This window comes from Novosphingobium mississippiense, from assembly GCF_044029535.1.
Lineage (GTDB): Bacteria > Pseudomonadota > Alphaproteobacteria > Sphingomonadales > Sphingomonadaceae > Novosphingobium.
The window spans coordinates 3461878-3488579 of sequence record NZ_CP147001.1; the positions used below are offsets into that span (position 1 = coordinate 3461878).

The 26702-nt window shown below is 63.9% G+C and carries 22 protein-coding genes; 16 read left to right on the top strand and 6 right to left on the bottom strand.

The genetic code is table 11. From position 1 onward, the window contains the following. Positions 1–116: 116 nt before the first annotated feature. The 4 genes from WBP06_RS16445 to WBP06_RS16460 form a co-directional block, all read right to left on the bottom strand. Positions 117–1550, bottom strand: coding sequence for a glutamate synthase subunit beta (locus WBP06_RS16445; protein ID WP_395329901.1), 1434 nt, complete (start codon positions 1548–1550; stop codon positions 117–119). 16 nt (positions 1551–1566) lie between these two features. Then, positions 1567–6204, bottom strand: a complete 4638-nt coding sequence (gene gltB, locus WBP06_RS16450; protein ID WP_395329903.1) for a glutamate synthase large subunit — start codon at positions 6202–6204, stop codon at positions 1567–1569. A 441-nt stretch (positions 6205–6645) separates the two neighbouring features. After that, positions 6646–8757, bottom strand: a complete 2112-nt coding sequence (locus WBP06_RS16455) for a hypothetical protein (RefSeq protein ID WP_395329905.1) — start codon at positions 8755–8757, stop codon at positions 6646–6648. Positions 8758–8806: 49 nt separating this feature from the next. Continuing rightward, positions 8807–10048 (bottom strand): TIGR04063 family PEP-CTERM/XrtA system glycosyltransferase, encoded by a 1242-nt coding sequence (locus WBP06_RS16460; RefSeq protein ID WP_395329907.1) that lies wholly within the window; start codon positions 10046–10048, stop codon positions 8807–8809. Positions 10049–10114: 66 nt separating this feature from the next. On the opposite strand from WBP06_RS16460, the gene WBP06_RS16465 reads away from it, so the two are divergent. The 10 genes from WBP06_RS16465 (at position 10115) to WBP06_RS16510 (ending at position 19543) form a co-directional block, all read left to right on the top strand. Next, on the top strand, positions 10115–10321 hold the full coding sequence (locus tag WBP06_RS16465; RefSeq protein ID WP_395329909.1) for a hypothetical protein: 207 nt from the start codon (positions 10115–10117) through the stop codon (positions 10319–10321). Continuing rightward, positions 10314–11702, top strand: coding sequence for a putative O-glycosylation ligase, exosortase A system-associated (locus WBP06_RS16470; protein ID WP_395329912.1), 1389 nt, complete (start codon positions 10314–10316; stop codon positions 11700–11702). Before WBP06_RS16465 ends, WBP06_RS16470 begins: the two co-directional genes overlap by 8 nt. A gap of 194 nt (positions 11703–11896) precedes the next feature. After that, complete coding sequence (gene ctrA / locus WBP06_RS16475; protein ID WP_132389726.1) at positions 11897–12592, top strand: response regulator transcription factor CtrA; 696 nt, start codon at positions 11897–11899, stop codon at positions 12590–12592. Between the two features lie 221 nt (positions 12593–12813). After that, complete coding sequence (locus tag WBP06_RS16480) at positions 12814–14025, top strand: PepSY-associated TM helix domain-containing protein (protein ID WP_395329914.1); 1212 nt, start codon at positions 12814–12816, stop codon at positions 14023–14025. A gap of 33 nt (positions 14026–14058) precedes the next feature. After that, positions 14059–14775, top strand: coding sequence for a tRNA (guanine(46)-N(7))-methyltransferase TrmB (locus WBP06_RS16485; protein WP_395329915.1), 717 nt, complete (start codon positions 14059–14061; stop codon positions 14773–14775). 61 nt (positions 14776–14836) lie between these two features. Further along, positions 14837–16375, top strand: a complete 1539-nt coding sequence (locus tag WBP06_RS16490) for a peptide chain release factor 3 (RefSeq protein ID WP_395329917.1) — start codon at positions 14837–14839, stop codon at positions 16373–16375. Positions 16376–16495: 120 nt separating this feature from the next. Beyond that, on the top strand, positions 16496–17200 hold the full coding sequence (locus tag WBP06_RS16495; RefSeq protein ID WP_395329919.1) for an endonuclease/exonuclease/phosphatase family protein: 705 nt from the start codon (positions 16496–16498) through the stop codon (positions 17198–17200). 151 nt (positions 17201–17351) lie between these two features. Then, complete coding sequence (locus WBP06_RS16500) at positions 17352–17690, top strand: P-II family nitrogen regulator (RefSeq protein WP_021232713.1); 339 nt, start codon at positions 17352–17354, stop codon at positions 17688–17690. A 29-nt stretch (positions 17691–17719) separates the two neighbouring features. Continuing rightward, positions 17720–19021 (top strand): ammonium transporter, encoded by a 1302-nt coding sequence (locus WBP06_RS16505; RefSeq protein ID WP_395329921.1) that lies wholly within the window; start codon positions 17720–17722, stop codon positions 19019–19021. Between the two features lie 183 nt (positions 19022–19204). Next, on the top strand, positions 19205–19543 hold the full coding sequence (locus WBP06_RS16510; RefSeq protein WP_395329923.1) for a P-II family nitrogen regulator: 339 nt from the start codon (positions 19205–19207) through the stop codon (positions 19541–19543). A gap of 26 nt (positions 19544–19569) precedes the next feature. Here WBP06_RS16510 and WBP06_RS16515 read toward each other — a convergent pair whose 3' ends face one another. Further along, a complete protein-coding gene (locus WBP06_RS16515) occupies positions 19570–19998 on the bottom strand; it encodes a TIGR01244 family sulfur transferase (RefSeq protein ID WP_395329925.1) in 429 nt (142 codons plus the stop codon). A 300-nt stretch (positions 19999–20298) separates the two neighbouring features. On the opposite strand from WBP06_RS16515, the gene WBP06_RS16520 reads away from it, so the two are divergent. The 6 genes from WBP06_RS16520 (at position 20299) to queC (ending at position 25455) form a co-directional block, all read left to right on the top strand. Continuing rightward, the gene (locus WBP06_RS16520) at positions 20299–21048 is read left to right on the top strand and encodes a cold-shock protein (protein ID WP_395329927.1); all 750 of its coding nucleotides are present in this window, start codon (positions 20299–20301) and stop codon (positions 21046–21048) included. A gap of 145 nt (positions 21049–21193) precedes the next feature. Continuing rightward, positions 21194–22384 (top strand): aspartate aminotransferase family protein, encoded by a 1191-nt coding sequence (locus tag WBP06_RS16525; protein WP_395329929.1) that lies wholly within the window; start codon positions 21194–21196, stop codon positions 22382–22384. Continuing rightward, the gene (gene argF / locus WBP06_RS16530) at positions 22384–23310 is read left to right on the top strand and encodes an ornithine carbamoyltransferase (protein ID WP_395334227.1); all 927 of its coding nucleotides are present in this window, start codon (positions 22384–22386) and stop codon (positions 23308–23310) included. The genes WBP06_RS16525 and argF overlap by 1 nt, the downstream gene beginning before the upstream one ends. Then, positions 23307–24215: an Hsp33 family molecular chaperone HslO gene (locus tag WBP06_RS16535; protein WP_395329931.1), complete on the top strand. Its 909-nt coding sequence runs from the start codon at positions 23307–23309 to the stop codon at positions 24213–24215. The genes argF and WBP06_RS16535 overlap by 4 nt, the downstream gene beginning before the upstream one ends. A gap of 52 nt (positions 24216–24267) precedes the next feature. Further along, positions 24268–24717: a hypothetical protein gene (locus tag WBP06_RS16540; protein WP_395329933.1), complete on the top strand. Its 450-nt coding sequence runs from the start codon at positions 24268–24270 to the stop codon at positions 24715–24717. 39 nt (positions 24718–24756) lie between these two features. Then, complete coding sequence (queC, locus tag WBP06_RS16545) at positions 24757–25455, top strand: 7-cyano-7-deazaguanine synthase QueC (RefSeq protein WP_395334229.1); 699 nt, start codon at positions 24757–24759, stop codon at positions 25453–25455. A 147-nt stretch (positions 25456–25602) separates the two neighbouring features. On the opposite strand, the gene WBP06_RS16550 is transcribed toward queC, so the two are convergent. Continuing rightward, entirely contained in the window at positions 25603–26646 is a 1044-nt protein-coding gene (locus WBP06_RS16550; protein WP_395329935.1) for an OmpA family protein, read from the bottom strand. Positions 26647–26702: the final 56 nt, after the last annotated feature.

Consider the following 26702-nt stretch of genomic DNA (forward strand, 5'->3'; position numbering starts at 1 on the left):
CGGCCTCGCGCGGGTCAAGCATGGGGCCATCGCCCGGACGGCTTCCTGCGTCGCGCAGATAAGAAAAGGGCGCCCGGTGAGGGGCGCCCTTTCCTGATTGCGATGTCGCGATCCGATCAGCGGGGCAGTTCGGAAACGCCCATCAGTGCTTCGTCCACCGCGCGGGCGCACTGGCGGCCTTCGCGGATCGCCCAGACCACCAGCGACTGGCCACGGCGCATGTCGCCGCAGGACCAGATGGCCGGGTCGCTGGTGCGGTAGTCGGCCATGGTCGCCTTGACGTTGCCGCGCGCGTCCAGTTCGACGCCCGACTGGTCGAGCATCCCGGCCTTGCGCGGGCCGACGAAGCCCATGGCGAGGAAGATCAGGTCGGCCTGGAGCGTGAATTCGCTGCCGGCCACTTCCTGCATCTTGCCATCCTTCCACTCGACGCGAACGCATTCGAGGCCGGTGACGTCATTCTCGCCGACGACGCGCTTGGTCAGCACTGCCCAGTCGCGTTCGCAGCCCTCTTCGTGGCTGGACGACGTGCGCAGCTTCAGCGGCCAGTTCGGCCAGGACATCGCCTTGTTCTCGTGAACCGGCGGCTTGGGCATGATTTCCAGCTGGGTGACCGAAAGCGCGCCCTGGCGGTTGGAGGTGCCGACGCAGTCCGAACCGGTGTCGCCGCCGCCGATGACGATGACGTGCTTGCCGGTCGCCGAAAGCGTGCCGCGGGGGGCGGCGCGCATTTCGTCGTCACCGGCGTTGCGCTTGTTCTGCTGGGTCAGGAACTCCATCGCGAAGCGCACGCCCGGCAGTTCGAAGCCGGGGATGTTCAGCGGACGGGGATCCTCGGCACCGCCGGCGAAGACCACGGCGTCGAAGTTTTCCTTCAGCGAAGCCACCGAAACCGTCACGCCGACTTCGACCGAGGTGCGGAACTCCACGCCTTCGGCCATCATCTGCACCATGCGGCGGTTGATGAGGTGCTTCTCCATCTTGAAGTCGGGGATGCCGTACCGCATCAGCCCGCCGACGCGATCGTTTTTCTCGAACACCGTCACCGAATGGCCGGCGCGGGCCAGCTGCTGGGCAGCGGCCAGGCCCGCCGGGCCCGAACCGACGACCGCCACCGACTTGCCGGTACGCTTGGTCGCCACCTTCGGCGTGATCCAGCCTTCGGCCCAGCCCTTGTCGACGATCGCGCATTCGATCGACTTGATGGTGACCGGCTGGTCGATGATGTTCAGCGTGCAGGCCGCCTCGCACGGGGCGGGGCAGATGCGGCCGGTGAACTCGGGGAAGTTGTTGGTCGAGTGGAGGACTTCCAGCGCGTTGCGGAAGTCATCCTCGTAGACCAGGTGGTTCCAGTCCGGGATGATGTTGTTGACCGGACAGCCGGTGTGGCAGTGCGGCACGCCGCAGTTCATGCAGCGCGATGCCTGAGCCTTGAGCGTCTCGGTCGAGAGCGGAACGACGAACTCCTTGTAGTTCGTCAGACGCTCGGCCTTGTCGCCATACGTACGGTCCTGGCGGTCCAGTTCGAGGAAGCCGGTTTCCTTGCCCATTTCTATTACCTTCGAATTATTCTGCGGCCACCGAAGCGGCTTCAAGCCGCTCGGCCTCGAGTTGGCGAAGTGCCTTGGCGTAGTCGCGCGGCATCACCTTGACGAACTTGGAAACGGTCGTCGCCCAGTCGTCCAGCAGCGCACGGGCCCGCTTGGAACCGGTGTGCAGGTGGTGCCGTTCAAGCAGTACGCGCAGGCGTTCCGCGTCGTGGCGCAGCATGTCGCCCATGCCCAGGTCGGTGACGCCGTTAGTCCGCTGCTGCGGACGGCCGGCACCGTCTTCCTCGTCGGCTTCGGTCGAGAACTTCACGAGATCGACCATGGCGGGATTGCACAGCTTTTCGAACTGGCCGTCCTCGTCATAGACGTAGGCGACGCCGCCCGACATGCCTGCCGCGAAGTTGCGGCCGGTCTTGCCCAGCACGGTCACCACGCCGCCGGTCATGTACTCGCAGCCATGATCGCCGCAACCTTCGACCACCGTGACGGCGCCCGAGTTGCGCACCGCGAAGCGTTCGCCGGCGACGCCGTTGAAGAACGCTTCGCCGGAGATCGCGCCGTAAAGCACGGTGTTGCCGACGATGATGTTCTGCAGCGGATCGCGGTTCACGTGGCCCGGCTGGCGCACGATCACGCGGCCGCCCGACAGACCCTTGCCGACATAGTCGTTGCCGTCGCCGGTCAGGTCGAGCGTGACGCCGTGGGCAAGCCAGGCGCCGAAGCTCTGGCCGGCAACGCCGGTGAGCTTCACGTTGATCGTGTTGTCCGGCAGGCCGGCGTGGCCGTAGCGACGGGCCACTTCGCCCGAAAGCATGGCGCCGACGGTGCGGTTGACGTTGATCACCGGCTTTTCGATCCGCACCGGCTCACGCTTTTCCAGCGCGTCGGCGGCGGCTTCGATCAGCACGTTGTCCAGCGCGTGCTCCAGACCGTGGTCCTGCGTCTGGCTCCAGTTGAGCGACGGACTGTCACCCAGCGGGGCCTGATAGAGCACCTTGGACAGATCGACGCCCTTGGCCTTCCAGTGGGTGATCGCCTTCTTCATGTCGAGACGGTCGACGCGGCCGACCATCTCCGCGATCGTGCGGAAGCCCAGTTCCGCCATGATCGCGCGCAGCTCTTCGGCCACGAAGAAGAAGTAGTTGATCACGTGTTCCGGCTGGCCGGTGAAGCGCGCGCGCAGTACCGGGTTCTGGGTGGCCACGCCGACCGGGCAGGTGTTTAGGTGGCACTTGCGCATCATGATGCAGCCGGCTGCGATCAGCGGGGCGGTGGCGAAGCCGAACTCGTCGGCGCCGAGCAGCGCCGCGATGGCCACGTCACGCCCGGTGCGCAGGCCGCCGTCGGCCTGAACCACCACGCGGCTGCGCAGGTTGTTGAGCAGCAGCGTCTGCTGGGTTTCGGCCAGGCCGATTTCCCAGGGCGAACCCGCGTGCGTCAGCGAGGTCAGCGGCGAAGCGCCGGTGCCGCCTTCGTAGCCCGAGATCGTGATGTGGTCGGCACGTGCCTTGGAGACACCTGCGGCCACCGTGCCGACACCGACTTCGGACACCAGCTTCACCGAGACTCGCGACGTGGGGTTCACGTTCTTGAGGTCGTGGATGAGCTGCGCGATGTCTTCGATCGAGTAGATGTCGTGGTGCGGCGGCGGCGAGATCAGGCCGACGCCCGGCGTCGAGTGACGGGTCGCGCCGATCGTCTTGTCGACCTTGTCGCCGGGCAGCTGGCCGCCTTCGCCGGGCTTGGCACCCTGGGCCATCTTGATCTGGATGTCGTCGGCGTTGACCAGGTACTCGGTAGTGACGCCGAAGCGGCCCGAGGCAACCTGCTTGATCGACGAACGCATCGAATCGCCGTTCGGCAGCGGCTTGAAGCGGCTGGGATCCTCGCCGCCCTCACCGGTGTTCGACTTGCCGCCGATGCGGTTCATGGCGAGCGCCAGCGTGGTGTGCGCCTCCCACGAGATCGAGCCGTAGCTCATCGCGCCGGTGGCGAAACGCTTGACGATATTGGCGGCCGATTCGACCTCTTCGAGCGGTATCGAAGCACCGGGCACGAAGTCCATCAGCCCGCGGATGGTCAGCAGGCGGCTGGACTGGTCGTTGATCGACTGCGCGAATTCCCGGTACTTTTCGGGCACGTTGCCGCGCACGGCGTGCTGCAGCGCGCCGATGTTCTCGGAAGACCAGGCGTGTTCCTCACCGCGCACGCGCGATCCGTAGATGCCGCCCACGTCGAGCATGTTCGCGTAGATCGGATCGTCGCCATAAGCCGAAGCGTGGCGGCGGACGGTCTCTTCCGCGATCTCGGTCAGGCCGGCGCCTTCGATGGTGGTGGCGGTGCCGGTGAAGTACTTGTCCACGAAGGCGCTCGCCAGGCCGACGGCGTCGAAGATCTGCGCGCCGCAGTACGACTGGTAGGTCGAGATGCCCATCTTGGACATGACCTTACGGATGCCCTTGCCGATCGCGTAGATGTAGTTCTTGCGCGCCTGCTCGGCGGTTACCGGCAGGTTCTTGCGGGTGCGAATTTCCTCGATCGTCTCGAACGCGACGTAAGGGTTGATCGCTTCCGCGCCGAAGCCGGCCAGTACGCAGAAGTGGTGCACTTCGCGCGCTTCGCCGGTTTCCACGACCAGGCCGGTTTGCATGCGCAGGCCCTGGCGAACGAGGTGGTGGTGGACGGCAGCCGTCGCCAGCAGCGCCGGCATCGGGATGCGGTCCGGGCCCTGTGCACGGTCGGACAGGACAAGGATGTTCTTGTCCGCCAGCACGGCTTCCGTGGCCGCCCAGCACATTTCCTTGATCGCCATCTCCAGACCGGTGGCGCCGGCTGAGGCGTCCCAAGTCATGTCGATGGTTTCGGTGCGGAAGGCCCCATCCAGCGCGGCTTCGACCGAGCGGATCTTGGCCAGATCCTCGTCCGTGAGGATCGGCTGGCTGACTTCCAGACGCTTGTGCGAACCGGCGTCATGGCCCAGCAGGTTCGGGCGCGGACCGATCATCGAGACGAGGCTCATGACCAGTTCCTCGCGGATCGGGTCGATCGGCGGGTTGGTGACCTGCGCGAAGTTCTGCTTGAAGTAGTCGTAGAGCAGGCGCGAACGGTTCGACAGCACCGGGATCGGCGTGTCGGTGCCCATCGAGCCGAGCGGGTCGTCCGCGGAAACGGCCATCGGTTCGAGGAAGCGTGAAGTGTCTTCCTGCGTGTAGCCGAACGCCTGCTGGCGATCGAGCAGCGTGCCGGTCGGTTCGGGGATCTGGGCCAGTTCGGGCTCGATCACGTCAAGGTCGGCGAGGTTGTACTGCGCCATCTCAAGCCACTTCTCGTAGGGCTCTTCGCCTGCGAGCTGGTTCTTGATTTCCTCGTCCTCGATGATGCGACCTTCTTCGAAGTCGATCAGCAGCATGCGGCCGGGCTGGAGGCGCCACTTGCGGACGATGTTGTCTTCCTTGATCGGAAGCACGCCCGATTCCGACGCCATGACGCAAAGGTCATCGTCGGTGACGAGGAAGCGCGCGGGGCGCAGGCCGTTGCGGTCCAGTGTGGCGCCGATCTGGCGGCCATCGGTGAAGGCCACGGCGGCCGGGCCGTCCCACGGCTCCATCAGTGCGGCGTGATACTCGTAGAACGCGCGACGTTCCGGGGTCATCAGCGGGTTGCCGGCCCATGCCTCGGGGATGAGCATCATCATCGCGTGGCTCAGCGAGTAGCCACCGGCCAGCAGCAGTTCCAGCGCGTTGTCGAGGCACGCAGTGTCCGACTGGCCGTGTGGGATCAGCGGCCACATCTTGTCGAGGTCGGCGCCGAGCAGCTCCGATTCCATGGTGCGGCGGCGGGCGTTCATCCAGTTCACGTTGCCGCGAACCGTGTTGATTTCACCGTTGTGCGCCATGAAGCGGAACGGGTGCGCCAGCTTCCAGCTCGGGAAGGTGTTGGTGGAAAAGCGTTGGTGCACGAGGCCGAGCGCCGAGACGAACTCCGGGTTGCGCAGGTCGTCGTAGAACGAGCCGACCTGGGTCGCCAGCAGCAGGCCCTTGTAGACGATCGTGCGGGTCGAGAAGCTGGGCATGTAGAGCTCGGTGAGCCCCGGCATGTTGTGCTTTTCGGCCATGGCCGTCAGCGGGTTCTGCGTCTGCTTGCGGATCGCCAGGATCTTGCGTTCGAACGCGTCCTGATCGGCGCAGTTCTCGCCACGGCCGATGAAGCACTGGCGGATCACCGGCATCGATTCGAGCACGGTCTTGCCAAGCCCATCCAGCGTCACCGGTACGTCGCGCCAGCCGATCAGCGACTGGCCTTCCTTGGCCACGAACTTTTCGAAAGTCTGCGTGATGAGGTCGCGGCAGGCGGTGTCCTGCGGCAGGAAGCACATGGCCACGGCATAATCGCCGGCCTTGGGCAGTTCCACGCCGGTGGATGCGGCCCAGCTGCGGAACAGCGCATCGGGAAGCTGAGTCAGGATTCCTGCGCCGTCACCCAGCAGCGGGTCGGCGCCCACCGCACCGCGGTGGTCGATATTTTTCAGGATTTCCAGTGCCTGGGTAATAATGGCGTGGCTTTTGTTCCCTTTGATATGGGCGACAAAGCCCACACCACAGGCATCGTGTTCATTACGCGCATCATAAAGGCCCTGGGGCTTAGGAAATCCCATCGATAAAACCCATCCTGTCGTTGTCCGGGGTTCGCACCATGCGCCTCGCTCTGGCGCGCGCGAATCGCACGCGGCCAAAATCCGCCATGGTGTCCCCTAAGCGCCCCCATGACGATTACGGGACGCTTTTGCAACCGCGAAGGCGCGTGCTGGCGAAGATTTAGTGCGTTGACACGGTAAAAATGGGAATTTTGTTGTCCATTTCGGATGCCCGTTTCGCGATCATCGACGGGGCGAATGCCCAAATCGGCAGATTTCGGCCATTGTCGCGACGGATCGGGCGCTTTGCCGCCATTGGCGGTGAAAAGGGCCAATTGAAGGGCGCGCAAAGTGGCACCCAGGCCCTTCGGGAAGCGGCGGGTCAAGCCGGCAAATCGCAAACGAAAGGGGCGGGAGACCGAAATCTCCCGCCCCTTTTCGCTTTCAACCGATGGCGATAGTTCAGGCCGCGCCGCTCATCCGCTGGAGTGTGGCCAGCGCCGCACGCAGGGCCTTTTCGGTTTCGGCGGGGTCCGGGCGGCCCGGGGGATCGAACAGTCGCGCGCCCGGGAGCGACGGCTGTGCGCAGGGTTGGGGCGCCTCGTCCGTGGCGGCGAAAGAGTAATCCTCGGTCTGCGTGCCTGCCATTGCCTGGCCTGCCATTGCATGAGCGGAGCCCTCAGTGCCGGCTTCCTCATCGAAGCCGGTTTCGTCTTCGATGCTGATGGGACGGCTGCGGGGTTCGGCGCGGCGCTGAAGGCTCAGCAGCGAAGAGTAGCCTTCGTCCAGCACGCCTTCTTCCACGATGTCCTCGCCGTCATCGGCGAATGCGTCCTCGTCCGCGAAGGAGGCCAGGGACTCGTCGTCGTCGTCTTCCCCGTCCGGGTCGGGCGCGAAATCGTGACCGCCTGCGAGTCCGGCCAGGGGGCGCTCGCCGCTGTGGCTGGTTTCGGTGTCGGGCACATCTGCGGCGCTGGTCGGCGCGCTGGGCATGATGATGCGGCGCGGCGGGATATAGCCCGGGATGGTGTCGTCTTCGTCGAAGGCGATGGTTTCCACCGGGCGCAGCGCGGCCGGCACCGGAACCGGGGCGGAAGGCTCTGCATCGGTGCGTTCCGGGGTCTCGGCCTGGGGCGAGGCTTCCACGATCGCGGCGCCGCCGTCCGACCAACCGCCGATGGCGTCGGTTTCACGCGGCGCGTCAGATGCGAAGTCCGCCCCCGGCTGCACCGGCTCGTCGCCGGGTTCGGCTGCGGGGAGCGGCTGGCGCGCGCCGAAGGGCGGCGGCGCAAAGGGCGGCGGAGCGAACGGAGCAGTCGCGCCGAGCGAGGACAGCCGCTGGAGAATCGGCGCCACCGGCGGAGCTTGCGGGGCCGGATCCTGGGGGGCGGCTTCGATGTCCTCGAAGTGCTGCGTTTCCGGGGCGCCGGCCACATCGCCTGAATCGAGTTGCGTGCCCTGCGGCGCCTTGGTGGCGAAAGGCACGACCGAGAACGAGGCCGCCTGGGCGAGCGCGCGCTTGCGGCGCTGCTCTTCCATCGCCAGGGCCAGCCGTTCCAGAAGTTCGACGGGCGAGAGATCGTCAAGGTGGGCGGCAGCGATGCGCTCCGCACCCGGCGATGCTGGCTGAACATTGGGCGGCGGCATGGCAGCTTCCACGCGCTCCGACGCGGCCGATTCCGGAGTTTCCTGCTCCTGTTTTGGCAGGGCCGGCGCCGCAGCGGTCCCAAGCTCCTGTTCCGCCTCGGCAACGGCGAGATCGCGGGCCTCGAGAGTACGGGCATAGGCGTCGAAGAGCCGAGCTACTGGGGCACCTTCGTCCTCGTCTTCGTCCTCATCCTCGTAGTCGCCCACAATCTCGCCAATCTCCGGCGAATGGATGGGATCGGCCCAGGCCGCGGGAGAGAAGGCGTCGGTCAGGTGTGCGGGCGTCGCGTCATCGTCGTCGCTGTCGTAACCGGGCACGATGGCTTCGTCTTCATCGATTTCGGGTTCGATCGGCGTGAAGTCAGGAACCCGAGCGGCTGCCAGCGCGGCGGTGGCTCGGGCATCAAGATCGTCATCTTCAAGGTCGGAAAGCTGGAAAATACCCGATGCCGGCGCGGGCGCGGCAGAGGGTTCCGACGCTGCCTCGTCGACGGGTTCGATGGGGGTGGTGAAGCTGCGGCGACGGCCGGGCAGGCGGCCGACGGCGGCAGGCTCGTCTTCTGCTTCCTCGATTTCGCCGCCGGTAAGGTCGTGCATGGCTTCCGCGCGCGGGCTGTTGCGGGCGGAAAGGCGCAGGCCGATCAGTGCGCCGACAAGGCCGCCGATCCCGGTCAGCCCCAGCGCAACCAGCAGCCGCGCGGTGCTGCCCAGCGGCGGGGCCGCCATCGGGATCGCCTTGGCAAGGCCGGTGGCGGCAACTGCGCGCTCTATGGTGGGGGTGCCCAGCAGCACGCCGACGACGCCGAACAGCGCGGCGAACCACAGCGCGACGATTGCCGGAAAGAGCGGATGGCGGGTGATCGGCTGGCTGGTGCTGCCGGCATTGCCGCCTCGCTGCGGGTTGCGTTCCTGTTTCGCCACCTTCATGACCCCGTGCTGATCTGCGGTTTGCGACCTGGCTTTATCCGCGCGCCGTTCATGCCGCGGCATCAAGCCCGTCTCGAACCCTATCGACTGGCAGGATTTGGTAAACGTCTCGATAACGGCGAACATTGCAAGCCCAATCGTGACCGGAGCGGACATGTTCCAGCCCTGCCGCGCGTATCCGGTCCCAGCCTTCGCGATCGGCGAGCAGATCGGCAAGGGCCGTGGCGCAGGCCGCCGGATCGTCGGGCGCGAACAGCGTGCCGGTCACGCCATGCTTCATCAGTTCGCGATGCCCGCCTACGCTGCTGGCCGCCACCAGCTTGCCCTGGGCCATCGCTTCCAGCGGCTTGAGCGGGGTGACAAGGTCGGTCAGGCGGCTTTTCTTGCGGGGATAGGCCATCACGTCGCAGAGCGCGTAATAGCGATCGACCTCATGGTGCGGCACGCGGCCGATGAAGCGGATGGCATTGGCGGCGCTGGACGCTTCGGCTTGCGCGCGCAGCGCCTCCTCGCGCGGGCCGCCGCCCACCATCAGCAACCGCGCGTCGGGCTGACGTTCCAACAACAGGGGCATGGCGGCGATCAGGTCGCCCAGCCCTTCGTAATCGTAGAAGCTGCCGATGAAGCCGATCACCGGGCAGGGCCTGCCGTCCGCCTCGAACCCCAGTTCGCGGGCCAGCGCGGCGTCGCGCGGCATGGGTTCGCCGAACAGCGTCAGATCTACGCCGTTGGGCGATACGGTGATCTTTTCCGCCGGCGTTCCGCGCGCGATCAGATCGTCGCGCAGGCCCTGGCAGATGGTGACGACCGCGTCCGCCCGGGCGATGACCCGGTTTTCCAGCGCGCGAATCAGGCGATATTTGAAAGAGCCTTCGGTCCCCGTGCCGTTGCCGACGGCGGCGTCTTCCCAGAAGGCGCGGATTTCGTAGACGCAGCGGATGCCGTGGCGCCGCGCGACGCGCAAGGCGGCGGCGCCGCACAACGCGGGGGAATGCGCATGGATGACGTCGGGGCGCCATTCGCGCACGGCGGCCTCGATACCCTGTTCGAACAGCGCAATCTCGCGCCATTCGCGCCACAGCGGCGGTCCACCGGCCTCGCCCGCGCTGCGATGGAAGGTCAGCCCGTCGAAATGCTCGCACGGGGCCGCGCCCGCGTGGTAGCGGGGGCCGGTGACCCCGCGCACTTCCCAGCCCATGGCCTCCTGCGCCTTGAGGATGGCGCGGGTGCGGAAGGTGTAGCCGCTGTGCAGCGGCAGCGAGTGGTCAAGGACGTGGAGAACCCGGGTCATGGCGGAAATGGCTAACGAAGAACGCTTAACGCGGCGTCAACCCGGCACTGATAGCGGTTGCGGATCATGGTCGACATATTCGCCTTAGCTCTCAGCCACGGCCTGCTGGCACTGGCGGCCTGGCGCCTGTTACTGCGTCCCGATCTGGACGTCGAGGGCGCACGGCTGGAGAAGACGGATCCAGCGGGAGCCGAAAAGCTGCCGCGCGTCGGTTCGGAGCGTGCGGTGCGGCGGGGCGTGACCTGGAATCGCGGGAAGGGCGAGGATGCTTGATCTCGGCCTGACGGCATTCCTCGGCACGTTGCTGGCGCTGGGCTTTCGGCGCCCGTTCCTCTGGGTGCTGTGTTATCTCTATGTCGATATCGTCTCGCCCCAGCAGATATCCTGGGGGATTCTGTCGCACATTCCCGTCTCGTTGATGGCGTTCGCGGCGGCGTTCGGCGGTTGGCTGCTGTTCGACGACAAGCGCGACGTGCGGTTCAATCTCCGGCAGGGGCTGTTGACCGCGTTGTTGATCTATTGCGCGATCTCCACCTTCACCGCGGTCTACCCCGATGCGGCGCAGGAGAAATGGGCCTGGGTATGGAAGGCGCTGGTCTTCGCGATCTTCCTGCCGCTGACCTTGCGCACGCGCCTCAGGATCGAGGCGGTGGTGCTGGTCATGGTGCTGTCCGCCAGCGCGCTGATCATCGACGGGGGGATCAAGACGGCGATGGGCGGCGGCGGCTATGGTTCGTTGCGAATCTTCGTCGAAAGCAACACCGGCCTGTTCGAAGGCTCGATCCTGTCGAGCGTCGCCATCTCGATCATTCCGCTGATCCTGTGGCTGGCGAAGCACGGCACGATCTTTCCATCGGATTGGCGGGTAAAGACGTTCGCCGCTGCGCTGATCTTCGCTTGCGCGCTGATCCCGGTGGGGACGCAGGCACGCACCGGGCTGGTCTGCCTGGGGGTGCTCTGCCTGTTCTATCTGCGCACCGCGAAACACAAGGTATTGATTGCCGGAGGAATGGCGATCGCGGTCATGCTGGCGGTGCCGTTCCTGCCGCCATCGTTCCTGGCGCGCATGGGCACGATCGAGAATCACCAGGCTGATCAGTCCGCCAGTACGCGAATCGGCGTGTGGAAATGGACCTGGGATTACGTGAAGCAGCATCCGATGGGGGGCGGCTTCGTGGTCAACATCGCCAGCAAGGTCTCTTACGACACGATTTCGGCAAGCACCGATGGCGGCAACACCACGATCACACGTACGCGCGTGGTGGAGGAAGGGCGCGCCTTCCATTCCAGTTATTTCGAGATGCTGGGAGAGCAGGGCTTCCCCGGATTTGCACTGTGGATCGCGCTGCAACTTACCGGGCTGGTGCAGATGGAGCTGATTCGCCGCCGCTGGAAGAATCGCAAGCAGCCGGATGAGGCTTGGGCCGCCCCCCTGGCGGTGGCGCTGCAACTGGCGCAGATCGTCTATCTGATCGGCTCGCTGTTCGTCGGCATCGCGTTTCAGCCGTTCATTATGATGCTGGTCGGCCTGCAGTGCGGGCTATGGACCTATCTCCAACGGATCGGCCGCCGGCACCCGGTCAAGCGCGGTGGAAAGGCCGAAATCCGCGCATCGAAACCAGCCCGTGCTGCCCTTTCCCTACCACCTACGTAGTATTCCCATCGGGCCGTTGCCTTATGATCCATTGCGGATCGCAGAATGGTTTGCGTTTTACGGCAAATTAACCTTTAACCTTCATAGGTCATATGGTTAATACACGGCAATGTCCGTTTAGGCCCGGTTAGCGTGGCGCTTTGGTAGCGTTGATGCAGGCAAGGCGGACAGAGGGGCAAAAGGGGGGCAACCCAATGCGAGTGCTGTTGATCGAGGACGAACCCACCACGGCGCGTGCGATTGAGCTTATGCTCACCGCCGAAGGGTTCAATGTTTACTCCACCGACCTGGGCGAGGAAGGCCTGGATCTCGGTAAGTTGTACGATTACGACATTATCCTGCTCGACCTGAACCTGCCCGACATGCACGGGTACGATGTTCTGAAGAAGCTGCGCGTGGCCAAGGTGCAGACGCCGGTTCTGATCCTTTCGGGCATTTCGGAAATGGATTCGAAGGTTCGTTCGTTCGGCTTCGGCGCCGACGACTACGTGACCAAGCCGTTCCACCGCGAAGAACTGATCGCCCGCATCCACGCCGTGGTGCGCCGTTCGAAGGGCCATTCGCAGTCGGTCATCCGCACCGGCAAGCTGGTCGTCAACCTCGATGCCAAGACGGTAGAGGTCGATGGCGCGCGCGTGCACCTGACGGGCAAGGAATACGCGATGCTGGAGCTGCTCTCGCTGCGCAAGGGCACCACGCTGACCAAGGAAATGTTCCTGAACCACCTTTATGGTGGCATGGACGAGCCGGAACTGAAGATCATCGACGTCTTCATCTGCAAGCTGCGCAAGAAGCTCGCGCATGCCTGCGGCGGTGCCAATTACATCGAAACCGTCTGGGGTCGCGGCTATGTGCTGCGCGATCCGGACGAACTGGCCGAAGTCGCCTAATCGCGACGCACACGGTCTGATTTTCCGGTTGGGGGACCGGAACCGGATTGCGATCCCCTCGCAGTGAGTGAAAACGGCCTGCCTTTCGAGGTGGGCCGTTTTTCGTTGGTTGCTCCGGCGGGAGTGGGTGGACCCGTCCATAGGTGAAATCTGGACGTTTCAAAGGGCCAGCTTGCAACGGAAACCCATGACCCTGCCGACAGGAGGGGTATAGGTCCATCATGAAGTCCGTTCCGCGTTCACCCTGGATCACGCTGCACCGCTATCTTGGCTTGCTGGCGATTCCCTTTCTGTTCATCGCCGCCGTCACCGGATCTGTCTTGTGCTTCGTGCGACCGTTGGATGCCTGGCTGAATGCGGATCTGTTTCGTCAACCGATAGCCGTCGCGCAACCGCCCGAAGTTGTCGGGATGATGGATCGCTTTGCGCCGGCGCATACCGAATGGACCGTGCGCAGCTTCCCCATCGCAGTGCCCGGCGATTCGCGCATTCCGGTGAAAGTGGAGGCTGCGCCAGGAAATCTTCAGCGCGACGTGGATCAGATATTCCTGGACCGGGCGACGGGTGCGATTGTCGGCAGCCGTTCGACGGACGCCGCGTTCAATCGGCGCGGCATGGCCGAGTGGCTGGTCGATTTCCATTCGAAGCTGGTGCTGGGAATCTGGGGGCGCTGGTTCATGGGGACTGTGGCGATCGCCTGGCTGATCGGCCATCTGATCGGCTTCTACCTGACCTTCCCGCTGAAAGGGCCGTTCTGGAAGGGGTGGAAGAAGAGCTGGAAAGTCAGTTTCCGCTCGCTCCTGGCCAAGTTCATGCTCGATTGGCACAAGGCGAGTGCGCTCTGGCTTTTCGTGCCGCTGACCGTGTTGGCGCTGACCTCGATTGGCTTCAACTTCTTCAGCGAAGCCTATGCGCCGGCGGTCGAGGCGCTGTTCGCCAAGGACAAGCCTGAGGCGGTCCAGGCGCGGCCGCAAGCGCATGAAATGACTTTTGCCGACGCGGTCGCCGCCGGTCGTGCCGAAGCCGAGCGGCAGAAAATCGACTGGCAGCCGGCCACTGTGCTCACCGATCCCAAGGAGGGCACCGTGGGCGTGACGCTGACCGACGATGGCCGGCTCAATTATCACCGGTTGGGGCCGATCTATTATTATTTTGATCGAAAGAGCCACGCGCTGGTCGAAACGCTCGATCCCTATCACGGGAACACAGAATTGGCCGGGTATCGCCTGCTCTACCCGCTGCACAGTGGTCGTGTGGGCGGCAATATCACGATCCTGCTGGTCTTCCTTTCCGGACTGGCGACGGCAGGGCTCTGCATCACCGGTGTCTACGTCTGGTGGAAGAAGCGGCAGTCGCGGGTCGCGGCGCGGAGGGCGCAGGCGCGGCGGTTGGCAGTGACGGATGGCGCAGGTGCGCTGCCTGATCCACGTTGACCTTGCGCGGCGTTGGTGTCACTGCGCCGCGCCATGACGGCACATAAATCCGGCGATCCGACCACGCTCAACCGCCTCTATGGCCGCGCCAAGGGCAAGCCCCTGCGCGCAGGCCAGCAGGCTCTGGTCGACAATCTGCTGCCACGCATCGCGGTTCCGCTCGAAGGTCCGGTCACCGCCGTGGGCTTGTTTGGCGACGATCGCCCGATGCATTTCGAGATCGGCTTCGGCGGCGGCGAGCACATGGCGCAGCGTGCCGACATGCTGCCCGATCACGGCTTCATCGGCTGCGAACCGTTCATCAACGGCGTCGCGCAGGCGTTGACCCACGTAGCGGGCGACAATGGTGCTCATCCGCCGATCGGCAACGTGCGCATCCATCATGGTGACGCGCTGGAAGTGCTGGCGCGGATTCCCGATGGCTCGCTGTCTATGCTCTATCTGCTGCACCCGGACCCCTGGCCCAAGGCGCGCCATGCCAAGCGGCGCATGATGAACGATGGCCCGGTCGACATGTTTGCGGCCAAGCTGAAGAAGGGCGGAGAATTCCGCTTCGGCACCGATCATGACGTCTACTTGCGCCATGCGCTGATGGTCATGCAGCGGCATACGGACCAGTTCGAATGGTTGTGCGACAAGCCTGCCGATTTCCAGAATCGCCCCAGCGGCTGGCCGGAAACGCGGTATGAGACCAAGGCGCGCACGGTTTATGGCCATGAAGTCTGGTACTTCCGCTATCGCCGCAAGTAAGCGTCACGCCGTCGACGAAGCGGGAGTTGCGGGATATCGCGCGCGCCACTAAAGCGCGCCGATGAGCAACTCTCGCCGTACTTTCGCGATCATCTCGCACCCGGACGCCGGTAAGACCACCCTGACCGAAAAGCTGCTGCTGCAAGGCGGCGCGATTCACCTTGCCGGTGAAGTGAAGGCGCGCGGCGCTGCCCGCCGTGCCCGGTCGGACTGGATGAAGATCGAACAGCAGCGCGGCATCTCGGTCACTAGTTCGGTCATGACGTTCGAGCGTACCGACGCCGAAGGCAACACGGTTACCTTCAACCTGCTCGATACGCCGGGCCACGAAGACTTCTCCGAAGACACCTACCGCACGCTCACCGCTGTCGATTCGGCGATCATGGTGATCGACGCGGCCAAGGGCATCGAGCCGCAGACGCGCAAGCTGTTCGAGGTGTGCCGCCTGCGTTCGGTGCCGATCATCACCTTCATCAACAAGGTGGACCGCGAGGGCCGCGCCTGCTTCGATCTGATGGACGAAGTGGCGGACATGTTGGCGCTGGACGTCTGCCCGATGTCCTGGCCGGTGGGCATGGGGGGGCTGTTCGAAGGCATTCTGGATATCGCCAGCGGCAAGGTCAGCCGCCCCGAAGGACCGAGCAAGGAATTCCGCGGTCACGTCGATGAGAACGCCACTCTGCCCGATGCGGTGGCCGAGGAACTGGAATTGGCCCAGGCCGGCTATCCGGAATTCGACATCGACGCCTATCGCGGCGGCGACCTGACGCCGGTCTATTTCGGTTCGGCACTGAAGAATTTCGGCGTGGCGGAACTGATCGATGCGATCGCGAAATTCGCGCCGCCGCCGCGTCCGCAGCCGTCGGAAATCGGCACGATCGAGCCGGAGAACAAGGAAGTCACCGGCTTCATCTTCAAGGTGCAGGCCAACATGGATCCGATGCACCGCGACCGTATCGCGTTCATGAGGCTGGTTTCGGGCACCTTCAAGCGCGGCATGAAGCTGACGCCCTCGGGTCTCGGCAAGCCGATCGCAGTGCACTCCCCGATCCTGTTCTTCGCCCAGGACCGCGAGATTGCCGACAGCGCCGAGCCTGGCGACATCATCGGCATTCCCAACCACGGCACCTTGCGCGTGGGCGATACGCTGTCCGAGAAGAATCAGGTGCGCTTCACCGGCCTGCCTAACTTCGCCCCGGAAATCCTGCGCCGCGTGGCACTGAAGGATCCGACCAAGACCAAGCAGTTGCGCAAGGCGCTGGACGATCTTTCGGAAGAAGGCGTCATCCAGGTGTTCTATCCGGAGATTGGCTCGCAGTGGGTGGTCGGGGTGGTCGGCCAGCTTCAGCTTGACGTGCTGATCAGCCGCCTGGAAGCCGAATACAAGGTCGAAGCGGTTCTGGAGCCGTCACCATTCGACACGGCACGCTGGATCAAGGGCGACGACAAGGCGCTGCGCGACTTTGGTGAGTTCAACAAGATGAACCTCGCCAAGGATCGCGATGGGGATCCGGTGTTCATGGCGCGCTCGGCCTGGGACGTCGGCTATCAGCAGGAACGCAATCCGGAACTGACCTTCAGCGCCACCAAGGAACGCTGACGCGACACGCGCGCGACGGGAACCGTCGGCGGGCTTCGCGAATTGGATGCTTCACCGCCTTGGCATGACCGGGGCGGCGAGCCTAAGCTTGCCAATTGCAGTCCGTCGCGGAAGCCATCGTTGCAGATCACGTTCGCCAGCTACAACATCCACAAGGCCGTCGGGCTCGACCGGCGCCGCGATCCCGAGCGCATCCTGACGGTTCTGCGCGAGATCGATGCCGATGTCGTCGCCCTGCAGGAAGTGGACCGCCGCTATGGCCGGCGGATGGCGGCGCTGCCGCTCGATGCGATCCACGGCGCGTCCGATTACGTGCCGGTGCCGCTGACGATGAAGCCGGACAGTCTGGGCTGGCATGGCAATGCCATCCTGGTGCGCAAGGGCATTGAATTGCGCGATGCATCGGCGGTACCTCTGCCCGTGCTGGAGCCGCGTGGGGCCGTGAGGGCTGATCTGGAACTGGAGGGGCACCGCTTCCGCGTCGTCGGCATGCATCTCGATCTCTCGGGCCTGCGTCGCAGGTTGCAGGTGCGAAGTGTGCTGGCCCATGTCGCCGAATGTGATGCGCATATCCCCACCGTGCTGATGGGCGATCTCAACGAATGGTCGCAGCACGGCGGGTGTTTTCGTGAATTCGCCAAGCCTTGGCATGTGCTTGCGCCCGGGCGCAGCTTCCCGTCCCGCCGTCCGTTGGCGCAGCTAGACCGTATCATCGTGTCCAGCGAATGGGGCGTTGTTGGAACAAATGTCCATCACAGCCCGCTCTCCGCGACAGGATCTGACCATCTGCCGGTTTTTGCCACGCTGAAGCTGCCTAAAAAATAGGCATCTGCACAGGAATCGGGCGACGGCTCGTGCTGCATGTGCGAGCGTTAGATAAAAATCACGCCCAATCCTGCCGTTTGGTAAATTGGCACACCCCTTGCATCACGTAATTGCAGCCGGTGCTGGGGCCGGTGGCAAGCAGGGGATAGGCATGAAGTTCATCATAGCCATCATCAAGCCCTTCAAGCTCGACGAAGTTCGGGAAGCGCTGGGCGCGATCGGCGTCGCCGGCATGACCGTTACCGAAGTGAAGGGCTTCGGCCGTCAGAAGGGGCAGACGGAAATCTATCGTGGGGCCGAGTATTCGACCAACATGCTGCCGAAGGTGAAGATCGAGGTCGCCGCTCCGGACGATCTGGCGCCGAAGATCGTGGAAACGATCCAGCAGGTCGCCAGCACCGAAGCCATCGGCGACGGCAAGATCTTCGTCCTCGACCTCGCCTCGGCCGTGCGCATCCGCACCGGCGAATCCGGCGACACTGCGCTTTGACCGGCGCTTCCCACAGGAGGGATTCCACGATGAACCGCAAGATTCTTTGCGGCGCCGGCGCTCTGACAGCGTCGCTGTTCGCCGCCATGCCTGCCTTCGCGCAGGCTGCCGCCACGCCGACCATCGACAAGGGCGACACCGCCTGGATGCTGACGTCGACGTTGCTTGTCTTCCTGATGATCCTGCCCGGCCTGGCGCTGTTCTACGGCGGTCTGACCCGCTCCAAGAACATGCTGTCGACGATGACGCAGATTGGTGCGGCCGCCAGCCTCGCCATGTTGATCTGGGTGATGTGGGGCTACACCATGGCCTTCGGCGATGGCGGCAATGCCTTCGTGGCCGGCTTCGGCAAGGCTTTTCTTAAGGGCGTGACCCCCGATTCGGTTTCGGGCACCATCCCCGAATACGTCTTCGCCTGCTTCCAGATGACCTTCGCAGCGATCACCGTTGCATTGGTGCTGGGATCGACGGTTGAGCGCATCAAGTTCTCAGCCGTGATGGTTTTCGCAGTCATCTGGCTGACGATCGTCTATTTCCCGATCGCGCACATGGTATGGGCACCGACCGGCTACTTCTTCGGTCTCGGCGCGCTCGACTATGCGGGCGGTACCGTCGTTCACATCAACGCCGGCGTTTCCGCCCTGGTCGCCGCGATCATCCTCGGCAAGCGCAAGGGCTTCCCCAACGAGCCGATGCCGCCGCACTCGCTGACGCTGACTTTCGTCGGCACCGGCCTGCTGTGGGTGGGTTGGTTCGGTTTCAACGCCGGTTCGGCACTGGCGGCCAACGGCGCTGCCAGCCTGGCCATGATCAACACGTTCGTCGCCACCGCTTCGGCAGGTCTGTTCTGGATGCTTGCCGAGCGTCTGGCCGGTCACAAGGGTTCGGCTCTGGGCTTCTGCTCGGGCGTCGTCGCCGGTCTGGTCGCCGTCACGCCTGCCGCCGGTAATTCGGGTCCGTTCGGTGCGATCGTGCTGGGTGCGGTTGCCTCGATCATCTGCTTCCTGGCCGTCAGCAAGCTCAAGCCCGCGCTCGGTTACGACGACGCGCTCGACGCTTTCGGCGTCCATGGCATCGGCGGCATCATCGGCGCGATCGGTACCGGCATTGTCTACTCGCCGGCGCTTGGTGGCCCCGGCAAGGCGGACTTCGACATGGCACACCAGCTCCTCGTGCAGGTCGAAGCAGTGCTCAGCACGGTCGTCATCTCCTCGATCGGCACCGTGATCGCGATCTTCATTGCCAAGGCAGTAACCGGCCTGCGCGTCACTTCCGAAGTCGAACTGGAAGGTCTCGACATCGGCGAGCACGGCGAGCGCGCCTACAACTAAGTTTTCGAGTTTGGCGGCGGCAGGAACTCCTTCCTCTCCTCCTCCCCGCTGCCGCCTACCGGTGTTCCTCCTGCGAACACAAACTCAAGGGCCGGAGCCAGCCGCTCCGGCCCATTTTTCTTTGAGATGGGGAGGGCTTTGTGTGATGTTGCACGCATCACTCACCCGGCCAGGGAGATGGGCGTGAAATACATCATCGCGATCATCAAGCCGTTCAAGTTCGCCGAAGTGAAGGACGCGCTCTCCAGCGCGGGCGTCTCCGGCCTGACGGTTTCGGAAGTGAGTGGTTTCGGCCGCCAGAAGGGCCAGACCGAAATCTATCGCGGCGCGGAGTATTCCTCGAGCCTGGTGCCCAAGATCAAGCTGGAGATCGCGGTGTCCGACGCCTTCGCCGGGACGGTGGTGGAGATCATCGGGAACACCGCGAGCACCGACGAGATAGGCGACGGGAAGATCTTCGTCTTCGATCTGGCCGAAGTATTGCGCGTGCGCACCGGCGAGCAGGGCGATATCGCGCTGTAAGCGAAACCGCCGGCTCGCCCGGGATTTCAGCCGCCGGCCGAGAGCATCTCGATCAGCTGGCGGACGGGGGTGACATCATAGCCGGCCGCGGCGGCCTTCGAGGCGATCACCGCAGGATTGTCACCAGCCTTGGCGCGCGCCAGCGCCCAGAGCAGCGTTGAGCGCGTACCGGAGCGGCAATAGGCGAGAACCGGGCCCTCGGCGCTGTCGAGCGCTTGCGCCATCGCGTCCACTTGTGCCTGGCTGAAACCGGCGTGAGTTACCGGGATCGCCACGTAGTCCATCCCCGCTTCACGCGCGGCCGCTTCGATTGCGTCCCCGGGAATCTGGTCGTCGCTCTCGCCTTCGGGGCGGTTGTTGATGATTCGCACGATGCCCAGCGCCTTGGCTTCGGCAATAGCCTCGATCCCGATCTGCGGACTGGCGAAGACGGATTCGGTGACCTGGCGAAACATCTGTGAAACTCCCACGCATGAGCAGCGGTGTGGCCGCGGTTGAGCCTGAAATTCGTCTGCGTCAAGCACATAGTTTCGACAAGATAGGGGCGCCGACCCCGTCAAAATGCGGCCTTTCGGATACACGGTCGCAAAAAGAGGCGTAATTGTGTTCGCCTTGCCCATATGACTCGTGTATGACTCGGCATTGCAGGTGGCGGGAGAGTTGCGTCTCTTCCGTTTGTCTGACGGTCGGCACGGTTCGTCCACGTGTTCGGGTGAATGCTTTTTTTGGGGCGCAGCGAAGGTACGTTCGTAGACATGGGTTTTGACAGAGGTCGTCGCGGAAGGGGACGCGACAAGCGCGATGGTGGTTTCGGGGAGAACGAATTCGATCCGTTCTTCGCCGGGCAGGATCGTTTCGGAGGCGGTGATCGCTTCGGTGGCGGCGACCGTTTCGGTGGCGGCGGTGGTGACCGTGGCGGCTTCGGCGGCGGTGATCGCGGCGGCTTCGGCGGCGGCCCACGTGGCGGCGGTGGCGGCTTCGGCGGCCCGCGCGGCGGCGGTGGCGGCGGAATGCCGGCTCAGGTCGTTGGCCAGGGCAAGGGCGTCGTCAAGTTCTTCAACGGCGCCAAGGGCTTTGGCTTCATTCAGCGCGAAGAAGGCGGCGATGATGTGTTCGTGCACATCAGCGCGGTCGAGCGTGCGGGCCTTGAAGGTCTTGCCGAGGGTCAGCAGCTCGAATTCCAGCTGGTTGATCGCGGCGGCAAGATTTCGGCCAGCGAACTCGTCATCCTTGGCGACGTGATCCCTGTTGAGAAGCGCGAACCTGCGCCGCAGCGTCAGCTGACCGGTGAAAAGGCCAGCGGCACGGTCAAGTTCTTCAATTCCATGAAGGGCTTCGGCTTCATCACCCGTGATGATGGCCAGCCGGATGCATTCGTGCACATCAGCGCTGTCGAACGTTCGGGCCTTGCGGGCCTCAACGAAGGCGATCGCGTGGAGTTCGATATCGAGGTCGATCGACGAGGCAAGTACTCGGCGGTCAACCTTTCGGCGCTCCAGGGTTGATCTAGCCTGCACCTCCCCGGTGGTTTGACCGGGGTAATGCAAAAGCATAGAAGCGCGCAAATGGCGGTCCGGATAGGGCCGCCATTTGTCGTTTTCCGATTCCCGATCTTTTTCGCTTCACTGATTCGTTTCGAGGAATAACGTCATGTCGATTACGCCACTGATGCCCGTGTACCCCCGGTGCGGCGTCCGCCCCGTTCGCGGCGAGCACTGCCATCTCATCAGTGAAGACGGTCGCCGATTCCTCGATTTCGCGAGTGGTATTGCCGTGAACCTGCTGGGACATTCGCATCCGGGCCTGATCGGTGCGATTCAGCAGCAGGCTGAAACGTTGATGCACGTGTCCAACCTCTACGGCAGCCCGCAGGGCGAAGCAGTGGCGCAGCGGCTGGTTGACCTGACCTTTGCCGATACCGTCTTCTTCACCAATTCGGGTGCCGAGGCTGTCGAATGCGCGATCAAGACCGCGCGGGCCTATCACCAGCATGTCGGCAATTCCGAGAAGTATGAACTGATCACGTTCAATAACGCCTTCCACGGGCGCACGATGGCGACGATCAGCGCTTCCAATCAGGAGAAGATGCACAAGGGCTTCCTGCCGCTGCTACCGGGCTTCAAGTACGTCGAATTCGACGATCTCGAAGCGGCCAAGGCGGCGATCGGCCCGAACACCGCAGGTTTTCTCGTTGAGCCCATCCAGGGTGAGGGCGGCATTCGCATCGCCTCGCAAGAGTTCATGCAGGGACTGCGCGACCTTTGCGACGAGCATGACCTGATGCTGGTGCTCGACGAAGTGCAGAGTGGCGTTGGCCGCGCGGGTACCTTCTATGCCTACGAACAGTACGGCATCCTGCCCGACATCATGTCGACGGCCAAGGGCATCGGCGGCGGCTTCCCCGTCGGCGCGTGCCTGGCAACCGAAAAGGCCGCGCGCGGCATGGTGTTCGGCACGCACGGGTCCACCTATGGCGGCAACCCGTTCGCAATGGCGGCGATCAACGCCGTGCTGGATGCCGTTGCGAACGAAGAATTTCTCGCCGACGTTCGCGCCAAGGGCGAGCGCCTGATGGCGCGCCTTGAACAGTTCATCGGCAACTATCCGGAACTGTTCGATTCGGTTCGCGGCAAGGGTCTGTTCATTGGCCTGAAGCTGAAGGTCGAACCGCGTGCTTTCGTGGCCCACATGCGCGACAATCACAATCTTCTTACGGTTTCGGCCGGCGACAACGTGGTTCGCGTGCTGCCGCCACTGGTGATCGACGACAGCCATATGGATGAGTTCATGGAAAAGCTGTCTGCCGCGGCTGCGAGCTATCAACCTGAAGAGGTGGTATGATGCAGCGGGATTTCCTCAGCCTGGGTGATGCCGGCGGTGATGCGCTGGCGGCGATGATCAACGACGCCATCGACCGCAAGGCGGCGCGCAAGGCTTGGCCGAAGGCGCGTCCGGATGCGGATGCGCCGCTGGCGGGCCATGTTCTGGCCATGATCTTCGAAAAGAACTCGACCCGGACGCGCGTTTCGTTCGACATGGCGATGCGCCAGTTGGGTGGCAGCGCCATGATCATGGAGGCCGGCAGCACGCAGATCGGGCGGGGCGAGACGATCGCCGATACGGCCCGCGTGCTCAGCCGCATGGTCGATGCGATCATGATCCGTACCGACGATCACGCCAAGATCGAGGAACTGGCCCATTACGCCGACGTTCCGGTGATCAATGGCCTGACGGACCTTTCGCATCCCTGCCAGATCGTCGCGGATCTCCTGACTATCGTCGAGCACGGCTTCGCCTTACCCGGCCTGCAGATGGCCTGGCTAGGCGATGGCAACAATGTCGCCAATTCGCTCATCGAGGCGGCGGGGCTCATGAAGTTCACGATCCGTATCGGCGGACCGGCCGGCTATGAGCCGGATCAGGCGTTCGTCGAGCGTGCCCGTGCCGCCGGCGGCGAAGTCATCCTGACGCACAGCGCCGATGAAGCGGTTGCCGGCGCGCAGGTCGTGGTTACCGATACCTGGGTTTCCATGGGGCAGGCTGGTGGCGAAAAGCACATCGCCGCGATGCAGCCCTATCAGGTCAATGCTGCCCTGATGGCCAAGGCCGCCCCGGGTGCGAAGTTCCTTCATTGCCTCCCCGCACACCGTGGCGAGGAAGTGATGGACGAGGTGATCGACGGGCCGTATTCGGTCGTGTGGGATGAGGCCGAAAACCGCATCCACGCACAGAAGTCGGTGCTGCTGTGGGCGCTTGGCCAGCTGTGAGCGACGACCTGTCCATCCGCAGCGACGATACCGGCTTCGATCGCGTGCTGGCGTTCACCGTGCCGTCGCGCAATGCGCGCGGCCGGGTGGTCAGGCTTGGCCCAGTGCTGGAAACCGTGCTTTCGGCGCATACCTACCCGAAAGTCGTGAAGCACGTTTTGGCCGAAGCACTGGTCCTTTCGGCGCTGATGGGATCGCTGCTGAAGGATGAAGATGCGCAGTTGACCTTCCAGGCGCAGGCCGAAGGTGGCGCGGTGGACCTGCTCGTCTGCGACTATCGCAATGGCGAACTGCGCGGATATCTGCGTCACGATCCGGATCTTGCCGAAGCGTTGGAGGAAGGCTGTTCGCTCGAAGCGATTTTCGGGACGGGCTATCTCGCCATCACTTTCGATCTCGCGGCCACCGGTGCGCGTTATCAGGGCATTGTTCCTCTCGAAGGGGAATCGCTGGCGCAGGCGTGCGAAACGTACTTCGCACAGTCCGAACAAGTGCCGACCCTGATCCGGGTGTCGGTGCGCTCGAACGAGCCTCGCTGCGTGGCGGGCGGCCTTCTGGTCCAGCATTTCCCGGATGGGGAAGAAGGGCGTGAGCGCCTGCATGTGCAGGACCAGCACCCGGATTGGGAGCATGTTGCCGTCATGGCCGGCAGCATTCGGCCGGAAGAACTGGTCGACCCCGTGCTCAATCTGGAGGAACTCGTCTGGCGGATCTTCCATGAGGAAGACGAAGTCAGGGTAGAGCCCTTGCTTCCGCTTCAGCGCGGGTGCCGATGCACGGTGGAATACTATCGCGAAATCCTGTCGCGATTTCCCGAGGCTGAGCGGTTGGACATGCGTGATGAGACCGGCATGATCCCGGTGGATTGCGCCTTCTGCTCGAAAATCCTGCATATTCCGGCCTGACCGTCTTCGCCGGCGGTTGTGGGAGCCTGTCAGGTTGGTCTAGGAGGCTGCCATGACCATGACGGAAGGCCAGATGTCGCGATTGTACGGAAGCTCCGTCCTTGGCGTGGCGGTCAAAGCAGGCATGGCCGGACTTGTGTGTATTGGCCTGACCGCTGCCGTGCCGGGCATGGCGCAGAAGAAGCCTCTGGCCCTGCTGGATCAGCTTGAGCGTGGAAGCTGGGAGCTTCGCGGCTTGGGTGATGCCGGTAAGCTGTGCCTGCGTGGCGGGCGTGAACTCATCCAGCTTCAGCATCCTGGCGAGGCGTGCAGCACCGTGGTCGTCGATGACAAGGCGAATGAGGTGACGGTGCAGTACACTTGTCCGGGTCATGGCTATGGTCGTACGCATATCCGGCGGGAGACCAATGCTCTCGTCCAGATCGACAGCCAGGGCATCGCCAATGGCCGGCCTTTCGCTTTCGCCACCGAAGGGCGCCACGTAGGCCACTGCGGCGGCTGATGGTTGTCATCGCGCGTGGGAAAGCCTAGCGCGGTGGACATGCAAGACAGCTCTCCCTCCACATCGCCCCGTAAGGCGGTTGTTCTCCTGTCCGGCGGTCTAGATTCCATGGTTTCGGCCGGCCTTGCGCGCGAAGCCGGTTTTGAGATCAATGCCCTGACGATTGACTACAACCAGCGGCATCGCCGGGAAATCGACGCGGCCCGGCATATCGCCCGGGAACTGGGTGCAAAGCGCCACGTCATCCTTCCGCTCGATCTGCGCCAGTTCGGCGGATCGGCACTGACCGACGAGATTGACGTTCCCAAGGACGGGTTGGAGCCGGGTATCCCGGTTACCTATGTCCCGGCGCGTAATCTGGTGTTCCTTTCCCTGACCCTGGCATGGGCAGAAGCGATTGGCGCTTCCGATATCTTCATCGGCGTGAATGCTCTCGATTATTCCGGCTACCCGGATTGCCGGCCCGAGTTCATTTCGGCATTCGAGAACATTGCCACTCTTGCCACCAAGGACGGTGACGAGGGAACGAAGTTTAATATCCATGCGCCGCTGCAGTTCATGGGCAAGGCCGATATCGCGCGCGAGGCGGACAGGTTGGGTCTGGAGGCCGGGATGAGCTGGTCATGCTACGATCCGCAGCCCGACGGCAGCGCCTGTGGCTTGTGCGACAGCTGTCGCTTGCGCAAGGCAGGCTTTGCCGAGGCAGGTTTGGTGGATACGACACCCTACGCGGCCTGATCACCGTCCGATCGAGGCAAAAGGAAAAGGCCCTGCTCGTGAAGAGCGGGGCCTTTTCTTTGGAGCCCACTGTTTGGGCGTGAGGCAGGCAAAAGAAAAGGGGGCCGGATTGCTCCGACCCCCCAATCTCTACCGTTGCCGGTTCGCTTACATGCCCGAGCCCGGACCGTAAGTGATTTCGACGCGACGGTTCTGCAGTTCGCGCACGCCGTCTGCGGTCGGAACGCGCGGCTGCGTTTCGCCGAAGGCCTGGCTGGTGATCGCGCCATCGGGGATACCGTGGCTGGTCAGGTAAGCGCGGACCGAGTCGTTACGACGAGCCGAGAGGCCCATGTTGTACTTCGGCGAGCCCGAACGGTCGGTGTGACCGGCAAGCATGATCGGAACGCTGTTGCAGTTGCCGTATGCCGTGATCGCGCTGTCGAGAATGGTCGCGGCTTCCGGAGTGACGTCAGCCTTGTCCCAATCGAAGAACACGATGTACGGGCCCTTGTTGCAGACCACCGGCGGCGGCGGCGGGGGCGGGGGCGGGGGCGGCGGCGGCGGCGGCGGCGGCGGCGGCGGCGGCGGAGCAGCCGGTTCGCCGAAGTTGTAGGCCAGCGTCGCCATCAGCGAGTGCGAGCGCCAACGGGTCTTCAGATCGTCGCCAGCGGTGGTGACGACCTTGACGTTGTCGACGTTCATGAAGCGGTACTTCAGGCCGAGGTCCACGTGCGAGCTGAGCGGCGCGCGGATACCGGCGAGAGCCTGCCAGGCGAAACCGGTGTCGGAATCGTCGACATTGTCGAGGTCGACGCGAGCGACGCCCGCACCGCCGCCGACAAAGCCCTGAAGGCCGTCGTCGGGACCGAAGTCGAGCAGGCCGTTGACCATGAACGACAGGTTGCTGGCGTTGCCGGTACCCTTCAGCGGGCCAGCGGCGTCAGTGTACGTGCCGATCTTGGCCTGACGGTAGCTGGCTTCGGTTTCCAGACGGAACCCACCGAAGTCATAACCGATCACGCCACCGCCATCGAAGCCGGTCTTGAAGTCATAATCGCCGGCATGGCTGACACCATTGATCTTGGCGCTTGCGTCTTCGACGATCATGCCGCCGAAATCGAGTTCCAGATACCAAGCGTCGTCGCGCGCGAACGCGGGCGTGGCGATAGCTGTCGAAGCCAGCGCCAGTCCGATGACGAGTTTCCTCATACGTTTCCCCTACTAAGAGATTTGGAGCCACCGAGTGCCGTAAGTGTCTACCCCCA